The organism is Methanolacinia petrolearia DSM 11571 (genome assembly GCF_000147875.1).
GTDB lineage: Archaea > Halobacteriota > Methanomicrobia > Methanomicrobiales > Methanomicrobiaceae > Methanolacinia > Methanolacinia petrolearia.
Genome location: NC_014507.1, coordinates 1,649,770 through 1,663,804, shown reverse-complemented (window position 1 = coordinate 1,663,804; position 14,035 = coordinate 1,649,770). Strand labels below are relative to the sequence as shown.

Sequence of the window (14,035 nt, the reverse complement as noted above, 5' to 3'; positions counted from 1 at the left end):
TGAATTTCAGAATTGCAGTGGAAATTAATGAAAGCGTTGTAAAAAAATTATCTGGCAGGCCCGCGGCGAGTGGTTGTCAACGATGCGCCTGATGGAGAGATAATCAGCCCACAACAATTTCGTGAATCCTGTTTATTATCTCCGTATCAGTAGGAAAATCAGTCTCAATCAGTTTTTTCGTCATAAGAGGAACTCCGTCCATACGATAGGCGGTCCCGCTCGTCTCGATTCCTGCAATCGCCACGGGAATCTGGACGTCGGCGAAGACGGATGTGCAGTTTATGTGCGGATCTACCAGGATGACGGGAATCTTCGACATATATTCCAGGCACTTTCTCGGGAGATGAGCACCCGGATCGCTCCCGATGACAAACATGACGTCGCATTCCCTTCTTGCAAGAATATCGACGGCACTCGTCTCGCCGGGATTATAATAGGCGGTTCCCCGTGCAAAATCGACGGCATAAGGATACCCTGTCAGCCATGTAAACGCTTCATTTGCACCATAGACATTCCAGTGTCCTCTCATGGGAGTTATCGTAAATTTGGTGTGCCGCGAGAGTTCACGCGTCAGTTCGATCGCATTCCGGACGTTTTTATATTTGTTTTCTGACATCGTCAGCCCGAGCCCGAAGAAAATTGCCCCGAATTTTGCATCTTTGCAGATATCGACAATTCTTATTAGCTGGGCTTTCGGAACTCCGGAAACGGTTTCCGGGATGAAATCCGATCTGCCGCGGACTATCGCCCTGAGTGCGGACAAAACGGCATAGTCCCCGCCGGGATTAATCTGTACGAATTCGTCTGCGAGATCCGCCGATTCGGTCTTTCTCACATCCACTACGATCAGTTTTCTCTCCCTGTGGGCGTTTTTCACGAAAAAACCCGATGCATAAGTTGTATATTTGCTTAAATGTCTCGGGTGCGATTCCGACGGATTGCAGCCCCAGTAAATTACGAGGTCGGCCCTGTTCTTCACCTGCCCGAGCGTACAGCCGGGGTGTCCTACCTCCTGTATCGCAAGAATGGACGGCCCGTGGCATATCGAAGAAGTATTGTCGATAACTCCCCCGAGGACTTCGCAAAGATTTACCCCGGCGCACTGTGCTTCGACCTGTGTTCCGCTCCAGCCGAAGAAGAGAGGTCTGTCGGCATTTTTCAGCAGATCCGCTGAAATCTTTATTGCTTCCTCGTATGATGACTCTCTCAACCGGTTGTTTTCACGGATCACCGGGTGCTGGAGCCTTTTATCATCGAAAAACTTTGCATTGGCAAGGGCACAGCCGTTGTCGACGGCGATAATCCTGTTATCTTCGATAGTGACCGAGAGGTCGTCGCAGAGGCATCCGCAAAAGGGGCATGTCGCATTCGCAGTAGTTTTCATAATTCCTTACCTCCGGCTTCGGAGAGGAGATCGATTACGGATAAAACATTCTCGTCTGTACGCTCGATTTCGATCTCACACGATTTGAAATCAGGCATTCCCGATCCATGTGTAAGCTCGGAGATCAGCATATTGCAGTATGGTCCGTACGGAATGAATACCGTCCCGGATTTCAGTCCCTCATCCCCGGCGACATGAAAAACCACAGCTCCGATATCCGAGATCGCCCTGATGTTCTCCCCGTCTTCTATTTCGAGGTTAACCATGTCGAGAAGATTCATGAAACATGTCGAAGTGATCCGGCTGTAATTTTGCGAGAGTTTTTGTTCTATGCTCTCACCCTGCTTAATCGATCTTCCGGTCAGCATTATGTACTTCATAAAATTACTCCCGGGCAGGTCCGGAAAAGAGATCCCGGAAATCATTTATATGATCTCCGCAAGATCCAAAATTTACAAAAATCAGGCCTTTACGTACAGGTGCCCGTAGATGGTCTTTCCACCCTTCTTCGGGTGGCGTTCCCCGAGGTCTCCTTCATAGACCTTAAAGGTCTCTTTCGCTCCGTCGACCTCAAGTTCGGCATCTTCGGTATATGCAAATCCAGGCATCATCAGATCAATCGTTCCGAATACGAAGATGTCTCCCAGGACCATCTGGCCGCCGACCTTGCTCTTCGCATTTCCTTTTATAACGATCCTGCCGCCTTCCTGGTGGTTGCCGACGTGGACATCGACATTTCCGCCGATCACCACCTCGCCTCCACGCATATACGTTGCAAGATCCGAGCCTGCATTCCCGCCGACACGAATAACGCCGTCCATCATGCCGCGCCAGTCGCCGCGGTACGCGGCACCGAGATAGTTGCCGGCATTACCTTCGATTATCATCTCCCCGTTCTTCATGCCGAGAGCGGTAAAGTGACCGACATTTCCTTTAACCTCGATCCTTCCGCCCTCCATGAAGGCCCCGGTGTACATATCCGAATCCCCGAAGATAATCACCTCTCCGCTCGTCATCCTGCTGCCGATCCATTTCACACGGCCGAGACTTTCGCCCCTGACCTCGATCTTTGTATCTGCTGCAGTCTCACCGGGTTTGCCCGTGACCTCGAAATACTCGCCGAGCTTATAAGTCCGGTTGCCCTCGTATATCGGAAGCTCCCTGATCTCTTCGGGAGTCTTGCCTGCAAAAATATCGGGAACGATATTTTCGGCCTCGATATAGAGCTTCGGGTCCTTTATCATTGTTACCTGAACAGTATTCATCACAAATCACCTCTTTTCAGGCTCCTACCTCGATCACGTACGGGTTCGGGACGTAGTGGTGCTCCTTTACCCCGTAGTTGTTCCTCGTGACCGTATAGTACTTCTTGAAACGCTCGGATATGTCGCGTTCAACCTGATCCGTCAGCTGCATCGGGTGGCTCACCCAGAATGTCCGCTTGTTTCCGTTGCTGACAAACTCGCCGTTGTCGATTATCAGCTCGCCGCTCTTTATGAAGTACTTCGCATTTCCGAATGCGTACTCGATCTTGTCAGGGTCGCCGAGATCTTCCACCGGGTTGATCGGGTAGACCGAGACGTCGCCCTCCATGCCCGGCTTAAGAGATCCGAACATGTGTGACAGACCGAGCGCCTTTGCAGAACCTGTACGGGTCATCTTTGCGATATCCATAAGAGTGAGCTCCCTGTCCGAGAGTTCGCCGATATAGCACTGCGAGCGGACGCTTTCGCCGTACTTGCATGCATCGAGGATATCGTCGCGGGCCTTCGAGCTCATGAGCCATTTGATCACACGCGGGTAGCGGTGGACCGGGCCGGCGTTCGGTGCATCCGTCGTAACATAGCACTTCATCGGGTCCTTTGCAAGGAGACCCAGTTCAAGACCGATAGCCCACTGGGCGACCCCGATGAACGAATTCGGGTTGTAGATAAACGGAACTACACCTGCGGCTGTCTCAAGCTCGACATCCTTGTTGACCCACTTCAGGTGGTTCATGTGCGAGAGGTGGTATTCGAACGGACCATCGGCTGTCATCGTCGTGGTCTCGTCCAGTGTTATCTGGCCTATATCGAACGTGATGTTGTCTACGCTGTTGATGTAGTCCATTACTTCCCTCGATCTCGACTCGAAACTCTTTGACGAGTAGGAATCCCCGCCGTAACAGTGGAACTGGAGATGTGTATGGTGAAGGACCTGGTCACGATTGAAATCGCCTGCTGGTTTTATGCCTTCTGCGCATTTCAGCGAATCTATCGTAATCTGGTAATTGCCCGGTTCCCCGAGCGAGTTCGAGTGAAGATGCATCGAGTGGGGAAGTTTCAGGTATTCGTTCGCTTCGATAAGACCTTTTATAATCTCTTCGGGCGTGATATCGAAGAAAGGAACGGGATCTTTCGGCGTTATGCAGTTCATTCCCCATGCCCATGCCTCTGTTCCGCCGGGATTTACGCATTTTATGCCGTATCCCTTTGTCACACGCAGGAGCCATGCGATATAGCTTGCCGTATTATCGATCTCGTGGTTCTTCAGGTAATCGAGGACGAACCAGTTGTTGCCGAAGACCGGAAGTGCCGCCTCGTCGATGATCGGCGTATCCCTCATCTCTTCATGGGTGTGCTTGGCATAGAGCGGGGGCATCGCGGCCTCGGTCGCAAAACCGTAGCCCATCCTTGAAAATATGTAGCCGGACGAGTAGGCGGTAGGTACTGAAAAACCTGCCTCCATCTTCTTAACGCCTGACCGTGGCCTTGTAAACTCAGGATGATTTCCCTTGTCCTCGGGACGAAGGTTCCGCCCCACATTTACCTTCGGGCCGGCACTGTGCGAATGGATATCCACGCCGCCTGCCATGACGAGCATTCCGGACGCGTCGATAACCTTTGCGTTCGGGCCGGCATCATCGACGATTTTGCCGTCCCTTACCGCAATGTCCATCTTTTCGCAGTCTGCCCCGAGAACAGGATCGACGACGAAACCGTTTTTGACTATGTATTCCATCAGGTCACACTCCCTTGATCTCTTTCATCCGTTCGTAGACCTTTTCTAAGAACTCCTCGTCGGTAAGAACACCTTCAGGCGGATCTACGACCTTGTGCGTCTCGATCGGAACGCTGTCCATGCGGTATGCACACCCTCCGACTTCCACACCGACAAATGCCACAGGCACGTGGAGATCCGCGACTACGGTCGTCGGCGTGATATGCGGGTCTACGCATACGCACGGCAGTTTGTTCATCTTCTTTACGGCACTGAACGGGAAGTGGGCGCCGGGATCGCTGCCGAGAACGAAGACCGCATCGAGTTCGCCTCTCTCGATAAGATCGTTGGACGAGGACTCGCCCGGATTATAGCGTGCATAACCTCTCGAAAGATCAATACAGAAAGGATAGCCGTACTGCCATCCCCACACCTCTCCGGAGCCGGTGACGTTGTAGTGGCCCCGCATCGGCATGATGGACCATTTCGAAAATTCATTGAGGTCGCGTGTGACATTGATCGCCATGTCGATGTTGTGGTTCTTCGAGATCGACTGGGTCACACCCATGCCGAAGAATATGCAGCCGAACCTGGCCGCCTTCATCTTTTCTCCGACTTCGATTATGGTCTCCTTTGGAATTCCTGCAACAACTTCAGGGAGTCTGTCGCCTTCGCCGTGGAAAACGACACGTAGTGCGCTTAAAAGTTCGTAATCCCGCCCCTGCTCTACAGGGAGGTGGTAATCCGTAAGACTCGCCGTATCTGTATGACGGGGGTCTACTACTACGAAAGTCCTTCCCTTGTGCCCTTTTCCGGTAAAGAACCCGCGTGGAAAGATCGAATAGCGTGACATATGGCGCGGGTGGGCGTGGGCGGGATTGCAGCCCCAGAATATTATGAAATCCGCACGGTTCTTGATCTCTCCGAGAGTGCAGGTGGGAACACCGGCATCCTGGATTGCGATCAGAGTAGATCCGTGGCAGACTGTCGCCGTATTATCCATCTGGGCACCGCAGAGCTCTCCGACCTTCGAACCCATACTCTGGGCTTCGCAGTTGGTTGAGCTCCAGCCGTACATAAGCGGTTTTACGGCATTTGAAAGCATTTGCGCGGTATATTCTACGGCCTCCTCATATGAGACATTCTTCCAGGTCCCGTCCTCCTGCCTCATCCTCGGGAGGACAAGACGGTCATCGGACTGGGAGTGCATGAATTTCTCGGCACCGATTGCGCATGCATTGTAGATCTCGAGGATCTTCTTGCCGTCGTCGCTGATATCGCATTCGAGATCGTCGCACAATGTTCCGCAGAATGGGCACACTACATCTGTAACTCTGACCGGCATGTTTAATCATCCTCCAGGAGGCCCTGCTCAATAACCTCAAGGGAGAGAAGGACTTTTTCGTTTGGTGCGGATTCGACTACGACAGGAATACCTTTGAAGGTGGGCATTCCCATTGAGTAGGTATTCGGATCGGTCAGGCGGTTTGCCCAAGGTCCCATCGGGATCCAGCCGAGGCCGGGGTGAGGGCCCTGTTTCGTTTTGACTACTTTTACAACAACCGAGCCGTATGAACTGGTAACACGCACGGGGCTGCCTTCCCACAACCCCAGCTTCTTCAGATCAACCGGATCGAGTTCCAGGATTCCGCAGGCGTCCCGGTAGTCGGATTTCTCTTTTCCCCCTTCCATCGATACGCCCTGCTGGATTGTCCGGCCCGTAATCAGGTTTAGTTCAATTTTTTCGGTCAATAACAACACCTCTCGTTTGAGGGAATATTCATCCGGCCTATAGCCTTAAATTTCCCGGAAATCAGATCATAGGGTTTCATTTCTTATCGCCTCTTCAAATTTGCCGTTCTTTTTCCGGCAGAGTTTTCAGGCGTGGTTTATTTACATGAACGTTTTTTTCAAACTGCCATACGCGGGTAATTTTTAGGCCAGGCCCTGTCTTTATTAACCGGAGAACAATAGCAAGAGGTGTACTAACCGCTTTGCTATCCTTTACAAACAGGTTTTATGGGTGGCCTGTACCAAAGTAAGGTCATGTTGCCTGTACATATGGCAATCCCGTGTATTCATCTTAACAACTTTAAATCTGGGAAGTGTCTATTTATAATTACTGATTATTTTGATGAATATTGAGTGTATCATCGTAATGATTATTAATGAATATAGTTTGATTTATTGAAATAATTAATAAATATTTGTTAATGTGTTTAGCTCATTTCAGGTTTTGGAATAGGTGAAGCGCAGAATTGATCACTAAATTGATTAAAAATGGGTGGGTGTCGCCACATCAGATAAATCATAACAACATATTTTTTGTATATGTTAACTAAACTTATTGTATCTGATCTGAGTGATTCTTCGCGGTCAGAATCCGAGTTGTAATAAATTATCGTCACCAACAATTATTGAGATCAGGGCAAAACGACGGAAAAAGATGGTATGCACTCAAATTATTTCGATATGAAACACACTGAAAACCAGGGCGGAAATGGCTGCCCGAATCCGCGCATCAGTTTTGCCCAACCGAATTGCTATGCAGTTTACAGCGTTTAATTAATATATAGCAATTATAAATTACAATTGATTGACCGAGGTTCGTTTTACACACCCAACATTAATCAATAGTAATGTAATTCGTTTAATTAGCGATTTTTAGAAATTGCATCAGAGGTGAATTAGTGGATTTCAAGTATGTCCAGACAACATGTCCGTATTGCGGTACCGGTTGTACGTTTAACCTGGCGGTCAGGGACGGAAAAGTAACCGGGACAGCACCGTATTATCGCTCCCCTATCAACGAAGGGAAGGTCTGTCCGAAGGGAACATATGCATGGCAGTTTATCAATCACAAGGATCGCCTGAAGAAGCCGCTCGTCAGAAAAGACGGAAAATATGTTGAGACAACGTGGGATGAAGCCTACAGTATAATCGCGGAAAATTTTAAAAAATACCAACCCGAGGAGTGTGCCGTGCTCTCGTCTGCACGCTGTTCCAACGAGGATAATTATGCCCTGATGAAATTTGCACGGGGTGTCCTTAAAACGCGTCATATAGATCACTGCGCCCGTCTGTGCCATGCTTCCACCGTGGTCGGCCTTGCCGCTTCATTCGGCTCGGGAGCGATGACGAATTCGATTCCTGATATATCCGAGTCGAAGTGCATATTCTGTCTCGGCAGCAACACATTCGAGCAGCATCCTTTAATCGGGCGCCAGATTATGAAGGCGAAGGCTGCCGGAGCAAAGTTCATCTATGCAGACCCGAGGTTTACGCCGACGGCCCGGCAGTCAGATCTGTATATGCAGTTTTACAGCGGCGGCGACGTCGCGATTCTTAACTGCATGATGGGGGAGATCATAAGAAACGGCTGGGAAGACAAGGATTTTATCGAGAAGAGGACGAAGGATTACGAAGAACTCAAAAAAATAGTGCTTCTCGAAAGATACACTCCTGAGGTCGTCGGAGAACTGGTCGGCGTTCCTGCAGAATCTCTCAGGACCGCTGCCGAATGGTTCGGTAAGGCAGAGTCGGCGACGGTTCTCTATTCTATGGGTCTCACCCAGCACACGGTCGGCGTCGACAATGTCAAGTCCACCGCGAATCTGCTGATGCTTACGGGCAATATCGGCATCCCCGGCGGCGGCGTCAATGCTCTGCGTGGCCAGAACAACGTGCAAGGTTCCTGCGACATGGGTGCGCTCCCGAATGTATTCACGGGATACCAGAAAGTAGTCGACGGTCCTGTCCGCAAGAAGTTCGAGGACGCATGGGGATTTCCCGACGGGATCGCAGAGCCTAAGAACGGCTTTGAGATCACCACCATGTTCAATGTCCTTCATGACGACCCGGGCAGGCTGAAGGCGATGTACCTTATGGGAGAAAACCCGCTGCTCTCAGAACCTGACTTAAACCACGTCGAGGAGGCGATCCAGAACCTGGATTTCCTGGTGGTCCAGGATATTTTCTTTACCGAGACCTGCGAGTACGCACACGTCGTGCTCCCCGCGACATGCTTCGCCGAGAAGGACGGATGCCAGACAAATACCGAACGACGTGTCCAGCGCTGGAGGAAGGCGCAGGAACCGCCGGGAGAGGCGAAGGAAGACTGGAGAATTATCTCAGAGCTCAGTGCAGTGATGGGCTATGCCGACCAGTTCCCGTACACGTCCCCGGAAGATGTCTTCAACGAGATCGCCGAACTCACCCCGTCCTACCACGGCATGAACTATGAAAGGATCGGAACCCCCGAGGCACTTCACTGGCCATGCCCGACAGTGGATCATCCCGGGACTCCGATTCTTCATACGGAAAAATTTGCAACACCCGACGGACTTGGAGTATTTCACGCAATCGAATGGAAAGCGCCGGCGGAGGTTCCCGACGAGGAATATCCGTACCGCTTCACGACCGGCCGTATAATCTGGCATTATCATACCGGTTCTATGACACGGCGCTCGAAGGCTCTTGATGACGAGGTAAAGACAGGCTGGGTCGAGATAAACGAAGAGGATGCAAAGGAGCTTGGTGTCAGGAACGGTGAGATGGTAAAGGTGGTATCCCGGAGGGGCGAGATCACGGTTGCCGCGAAGGTGATGGAGGACATCAAGAAGGGCGTCATGTTCATGCCATTCCATTTCGTGGAATGTGCAGCCAACAGGCTGACGAACAATGCTCTTGACCCGCTTGCAAAGATCCCAGAGTTCAAGGCATGTGCCGTGAAGATTGAAACTATTGAGGAGGCCTGAGATATGACGACTAAAGGCGATATGGTATATGCATGGGCCGGAGATGCGGACATTCTGAAGAGAGGAGAGTGCGGAGGTGCCGTTACGGCACTGCTGAAATACGCTCTCGAAAACAAACTTGTCGATGCCGTACTTGCAGTGAAGAAGGGGCAGGACCTGTATGATGCTGTCCCCACTCTTGTTACAGATCCCGAAAAGATTGTAGAGTGTGCGGGTTCTCTTCATTGCGGGACCCTGCTGTTGCCAAAGATCTTCAAAGAGGACTTCAACGGCGGTCGCGACATGAAGATTGCCGTCACTCTCAAGGGATGTGACGCAAAGGCGATGTATGAACTGGCCAAGAGGAACCAGGTGAGTCTTGACAACTTTATAATGATCGGTCTTAACTGCGGCGGGACAGTGAGTCCCATGACCGCCAGAAGGATGATAACTGAGAAGTACGGTGTCGATCCTGGTTCCGTTATAAAGGAAGAGATCGACAAGGGACAGTTTATCATCGAGTACGAAGGCGGAGAGAAAGGTATCTCCATAGATGAACTAGAAGAGGAAGGATTTGGCAGGCGTGCAAACTGCCAGCGCTGCAAGACGAAGATCCCGCGGCAGTGCGATATCGCGTGCGGGAACTGGGGTGTCATCGGTGATAAAGCCGGTAAAGCGACATTCATCGAGATATGCAGCGAGAAGGGTGCAAATCTCGTATCCGGGGCGGAGAAAGCGGGTGCAATTTCGACATCCGCACCAGACCCGAAGGGTCTCGCTATACGCGATAAGGTCGAAGGCGCTATGCTCAAGCTTGCGGACAAGTGCAGGGAGAAACAGTTCAGCAAACTTGGAGAAGGTACGGAGCGTCTTAAATTCCTGATGGATGAGACCTCGAAGTGCATCAAGTGCTACCAGTGCATCGAGGCGTGTCCGATCTGTTATTGCAAAGAGTGCAGCACCAAGAAACCGTACCTTGTGCCGAGGGGACAGATCCCGCCTCCTTTCATGTTCCACCTGATCCGGTACTCGCATATTGCGGATTCATGCATCAACTGCGGCCAGTGCGAGGAACGCTGTGCAATGGACATCCCTAATTCCCTCTTCATGCACGCAATCCAGCTTGAGATGCAGGAGATGTTCGGTTACGAACCTGGTGTCAATCTTGACCTTCCTGTGCTAGCTCTCGTTGAGGAGCCGGCGGAGAGAAAGCGCCTGAACGATACTGGTGACGACCAGATCTTCAACATCTTCGGCCAGGCGAAGGGTTGCCTGAAATAAATCCGGCCCTTCATTTTTTTCATTTCCCCGGTTCGCCGGATAGTGGAAATAAGTGCTTGGGCCTCATATGAAATCTCTCTACAACAACGGTGGAATGATCGATCGGACAGGAATCCGGTGGGCAGCCGGATGGTCTTCGATTGTTCCCCATTTTCGATGGCAAATAGAGACCATTCAGCTATTCTTAGCATAAAAATTCCTGAATTGGATGATCAAGAGTCTTTTATCAGAGAAATAAAGAATAGATGTTCTTACAAAACTACGATGACCGATAACTGAATTCAAGTTTGAATGGAAAATAAATATTAAATACAAATGTTTGTCTTTTTTTACCCTGGGACTATGGCAATTTGTTTGTCGTGTTGAAAGACCGGCAGAGGGATGTACAATACCGTGAACTTGGAGCTGTTAATGAAGAGCTGGTCGGACTTTATTGGGATATAGGGGAAATGATTGTAAAGCGGCAGATAGCAGAGGACTGGGGGAGATCAGTTGTCCGAATGCTTGCCGGCATCTTCAAAAGGAGTTTCCGGGCATTTCCGGTTTTCGCCTGCCCTGCAAAGGGGGAAGTATCCTTCGGGTTTCATTCTGCCCGTATTGGCATGTTGAAATTTCATTTCTATTCGATTACCCTGATCCTATTAAGACATGCTCAAAATCAGGATCAATTCTAATTCAAAAAATATTAAAATGGATGAGTAGAATTAAAATAATGAATGTTAACACCAAATTGTTGCTGTTTCTGGTTATGGTAATAATTTCTGCTACATTAATTTGTGGATGTACATCCCAAAATCAGACTATTCAGTCTCCGGAAGAACAATCAACCTCTGTAAACACAATTACCGTTACAGATATGATTGGCCGTGAAGTTGAGGTTCCGAAGCAGATAAACTCAGTTGTTCCAATCGCACAGGGAAGTACAAGAGTATTCTCATACCTCGATGCAATTGATCTCATCAAGGGAATAAGCGAAACTGAAAACAAATCTTTTTCAAAATATCCCTACCTTGCTGCACATCCTGAGCTGAAGGAACTTCCAATAGTTGACGCAGGCGGTGCAGGTACTCCTTACCTGGAAGAGATTGTCAAAGTATCACCCGATCTTATTGTTGCATCCTATTTTGATGTTGCAACCGCCGACGAACTCCAGGCAAAAACCGGAATCCCGGTTGTCGTAATTGAACCGGGAGTGGGAAGAATAGGTTTTATAGATTATATGGACGACAACAACGATCTCTATCAATCACTTGACCTGATCGCAAAAATAATCGATAAGGAAGAAAGGGCGGTAGAACTGAAATCCTATATTAAAAGCCTTGTAACCGACCTGGAAGAGAGAACGGACGGCATATCAGAGGATGAAATAGTGCCTGTTTATGTAGGCGGTCTGTCAAAGCAGGGTGCCTTCGGTCTTGCCTCGACACAGATCAAGTACCCGCCGTTTGTCTGGACAAATTCCGATAATGTCGCTTCAGGAGTAGAGTCAGCCTCAAATACGGTTGAGATCAGCAAAGAGCAGATTATCGGCTGGGACCCGTCAGTAATCTTTGCAGATGTATCAAACATTGTACTGATAAAGGATGAACTTTCATCCGGCCTTTATGACACTGTTAAGGCCGTTGATGAAGGAGAAGTCTACGGAGTACTCCCCTATCCCGGATATGGCCTAAACCATGAACTCGTCTTTGCAGACAGTTATTATGTCGGTTCAGTATTGTACCCCGATCGTTTCAGTGATGTGGATGTAATTGCAGTTTCCGATGAAATTATGAAAGAATTCAACGGCAAAGGAGCATATTCCACAATTACAAAGCAATCGGGAGGATTTGAGAGGATTACAACAGATTAGATCTTTAAAAGGATCTAATAATCAAGCATTTCATTTTTTTCAGGCAAACATACGCCGCAATAATCAGTTTAGAATAAAAAAGAAGTGTGGATGATCCGTTATTTCATAAATTTTTTTCAAAGTGGTGTCAGTGTCGGTTCCCGGAGAAAAAAAATGATTGGTGGAATTTTGTCCGGGATGAAGCGAGAGGGAATTTGTGTGCTGCAATCATGCCAGTGCCGGAATGAATACCGCAAGGAGCGATAATTCGTCGTCATATGCACTTACGGTATGATGGATCTTCGGCGGTGTGACGAAGGTCTGCCCGGGGGCGAGAACGATCTCTTTGTCTCCCATTAAGAAGACTCCTTTCCCGCCGATTACCCTGTTGAACTCCCACTGGGTTTCATGATCATGATCCATGACCTCGCAGTTTTTCTGTACACGGACAAGGTGATAGCTGAATCTGCCGTCCGTATCCTTGCCTGTTACGAGATCCTTGAGAAATACCCCTTTGCATGCCGGGTGCTCGTACCATTCCTTCTTGTCGCTTTCTATCTCGATATCGGAGAAGAAAACAACCCCTTTATCAAACGCGTCTTTGTTGTTTTTATGGTACATTTCTATCCTCCTGTTCTTAAGGCTGAAAAGAATGAAGTGGATTGATTCAGTCTCTTACTGCCGGAATAACTTCCTTGAAGATGTCGATACCGTAGTTGACGTTCGGGCTCGAATTTCCAAGGCAGAAGTGATTTATACCTGCTTCCTTGAACCTCTCGATCTCCTTGATCAGACCTTCGGCATCGGTAGCACAGAGGAAGTTCTTCTTTATCGTATCTGTGTGTACGAGGTTTGCATGTGCCTGAACTTCCGGCGGGTCGCTGACACGGTACTTGAACATAGACGGGACAAGGCATCCTGCCCAGAACCTGTTTCCTTCTACGGCCTTCTCGAAGTCGGGATCGACGGAGTACCAGATCAGCATGGCCTTCTCCATCTTCTTCGGGTCCTTGCCTGCTTCCTTTGCACCCTCTTCGAACTTCGGGATCGTCATGTTCCTGAGCGTATCGGTGTCGGCGGAGACCGTCATCAGGTGGTCGCCGTACTTTCCTGCGAGTTTTGCACCCTTGGGTCCCATTCCGCTGAAGTAAAGCGGGACTTCGTCGTCGGGCTTGGTGTACATGAACGCCTTTTCAAGGTTGTAGTACTTGCCCTTGAAGGTGACGGGTTTATCGCTCTCCCAGAGTTTTCTCATGACCTCGATTGCCTCGACCGTCATCTCCTGCCTTTCCGGAACGCTGGGCCACTGTCCGGTGACCGGAACTTCGTTCAATGCCTCTCCCGCTCCTACCGCGATACCGACACGCTTCGGGTACATCTGGCGGAGTGTGGCGAAGGTCTGTGCAACGACACCGGGATTGTACCTGAGAATGGGGCATGTGATGCATGTCGAGACAAATACCTTCTTGGTCGCCTGGAGAGTTGCACCCATCCATGCCCATGCCTGGCCCGACTGTGCGTCGTCGTGGTACCAGGGGTGGAAGTGGTCGTCGACCCAGATGGAATCGAATCCGACTTTTTCTGCACGTACTGACTGTTCAAGTGCATCCATCGGCTTGTACTGCTCGATCGATGCGAAATAACCAACTTTTGTGTCCATCTTTAATACCTCCTTTCCGGAAAAGAGGCAATGCATGGAAGGCGGAACCGGCGACCAAAATATTGAATAACATTTCTGATCATATATTGATCGGCGTGTTCAGCTGTGTTCACGTGTTATGAGGAGATACCTTTCGTAAGCTGTGTCACCTCGCTAGTGTGAAT

Annotated in this window: 12 protein-coding genes; 4 read left to right on the top strand and 8 right to left on the bottom strand. The window is 49.6% G+C overall.

The features are described 5' to 3' along the window. Nucleotides 1-103: 103 nt before the first annotated feature. The 6 genes from MPET_RS08285 to MPET_RS08260 form a co-directional block, all read right to left on the bottom strand. Complete coding sequence (locus tag MPET_RS08285) at nucleotides 104-1,384, bottom strand: formylmethanofuran dehydrogenase subunit B (protein WP_013329567.1); 1,281 nt, start codon at nucleotides 1,382-1,384, stop codon at nucleotides 104-106. Then, on the bottom strand, nucleotides 1,381-1,764 hold the full coding sequence (locus MPET_RS08280; protein WP_048131068.1) for a molybdopterin dinucleotide binding domain-containing protein: 384 nt from the start codon (nucleotides 1,762-1,764) through the stop codon (nucleotides 1,381-1,383). Before MPET_RS08280 ends, MPET_RS08285 begins: the two co-directional genes overlap by 4 nt. 81 nt (nucleotides 1,765-1,845) lie before the next feature. After that, a complete protein-coding gene (locus MPET_RS08275; RefSeq protein ID WP_013329565.1) occupies nucleotides 1,846-2,649 on the bottom strand; it encodes a formylmethanofuran dehydrogenase subunit C in 804 nt (267 codons plus the stop codon). Between the two features lie 16 nt (nucleotides 2,650-2,665). Further along, nucleotides 2,666-4,384, bottom strand: a complete 1,719-nt coding sequence (locus MPET_RS08270; protein WP_013329564.1) for a formylmethanofuran dehydrogenase subunit A — start codon at nucleotides 4,382-4,384, stop codon at nucleotides 2,666-2,668. 4 nt (nucleotides 4,385-4,388) lie between these two features. Then, nucleotides 4,389-5,708, bottom strand: coding sequence for a formylmethanofuran dehydrogenase subunit B (locus MPET_RS08265; protein WP_013329563.1), 1,320 nt, complete (start codon nucleotides 5,706-5,708; stop codon nucleotides 4,389-4,391). A gap of 2 nt (nucleotides 5,709-5,710) precedes the next feature. Next, complete coding sequence (locus MPET_RS08260; RefSeq protein ID WP_013329562.1) at nucleotides 5,711-6,115, bottom strand: molybdopterin dinucleotide binding domain-containing protein; 405 nt, start codon at nucleotides 6,113-6,115, stop codon at nucleotides 5,711-5,713. A 938-nt stretch (nucleotides 6,116-7,053) separates the two neighbouring features. Here MPET_RS08260 and fdhF point away from each other — a divergent pair. The 4 genes from fdhF (at nucleotide 7,054) to MPET_RS08240 (ending at nucleotide 12,232) form a co-directional block, all read left to right on the top strand. Then, entirely contained in the window at nucleotides 7,054-9,120 is a 2,067-nt protein-coding gene (gene fdhF / locus MPET_RS08255; protein WP_013329561.1) for a formate dehydrogenase subunit alpha, read from the top strand. A gap of 3 nt (nucleotides 9,121-9,123) precedes the next feature. Continuing rightward, on the top strand, nucleotides 9,124-10,380 hold the full coding sequence (locus MPET_RS08250) for a Coenzyme F420 hydrogenase/dehydrogenase, beta subunit C-terminal domain (protein ID WP_013329560.1): 1,257 nt from the start codon (nucleotides 9,124-9,126) through the stop codon (nucleotides 10,378-10,380). Nucleotides 10,381-10,742: 362 nt separating this feature from the next. Further along, complete coding sequence (locus MPET_RS08245) at nucleotides 10,743-11,054, top strand: DUF1016 N-terminal domain-containing protein (RefSeq protein WP_225353802.1); 312 nt, start codon at nucleotides 10,743-10,745, stop codon at nucleotides 11,052-11,054. A 182-nt stretch (nucleotides 11,055-11,236) separates the two neighbouring features. Beyond that, entirely contained in the window at nucleotides 11,237-12,232 is a 996-nt protein-coding gene (locus tag MPET_RS08240; RefSeq protein WP_225353801.1) for an ABC transporter substrate-binding protein, read from the top strand. A 207-nt stretch (nucleotides 12,233-12,439) separates the two neighbouring features. Here the strand turns inward: MPET_RS08240 and MPET_RS08235 are convergent, their stop codons facing one another. Both MPET_RS08235 and MPET_RS08230 read right to left on the bottom strand, forming a co-directional pair. Beyond that, a complete protein-coding gene (locus MPET_RS08235; protein ID WP_013329558.1) occupies nucleotides 12,440-12,832 on the bottom strand; it encodes a cupin domain-containing protein in 393 nt (130 codons plus the stop codon). Between the two features lie 46 nt (nucleotides 12,833-12,878). After that, entirely contained in the window at nucleotides 12,879-13,871 is a 993-nt protein-coding gene (locus MPET_RS08230) for a TIGR03557 family F420-dependent LLM class oxidoreductase (protein WP_013329557.1), read from the bottom strand. Between the last annotated feature and the right edge of the window lie 164 nt (nucleotides 13,872-14,035).

Bases quoted from the DNA above. Each gene is read 5' to 3' on its own strand.
- MPET_RS08285 (WP_013329567.1), bottom strand. From the start codon at position 1,384: ATGAAAACTACTGCGAATGCGACATGCCCCTTTTGCGGATGCCTCTGC.
- MPET_RS08280 (WP_048131068.1), bottom strand. From the start codon at position 1,764: ATGAAGTACATAATGCTGACCGGAAGATCGATTAAGCAGGGTGAGAGC.
- MPET_RS08275 (WP_013329565.1), bottom strand. From the start codon at position 2,649: ATGAATACTGTTCAGGTAACAATGATAAAGGACCCGAAGCTCTATATC.
- MPET_RS08270 (WP_013329564.1), bottom strand. From the start codon at position 4,384: ATGGAATACATAGTCAAAAACGGTTTCGTCGTCGATCCTGTTCTCGGG.
- MPET_RS08265 (WP_013329563.1), bottom strand. From the start codon at position 5,708: ATGCCGGTCAGAGTTACAGATGTAGTGTGCCCATTCTGCGGAACATTG.
- MPET_RS08250 (WP_013329560.1), top strand. From the start codon at position 9,124: ATGACGACTAAAGGCGATATGGTATATGCATGGGCCGGAGATGCGGAC.
- MPET_RS08240 (WP_225353801.1), top strand. From the start codon at position 11,237: ATGATTGGCCGTGAAGTTGAGGTTCCGAAGCAGATAAACTCAGTTGTT.
- MPET_RS08235 (WP_013329558.1), bottom strand. From the start codon at position 12,832: ATGTACCATAAAAACAACAAAGACGCGTTTGATAAAGGGGTTGTTTTC.
- MPET_RS08230 (WP_013329557.1), bottom strand. From the start codon at position 13,871: ATGGACACAAAAGTTGGTTATTTCGCATCGATCGAGCAGTACAAGCCG.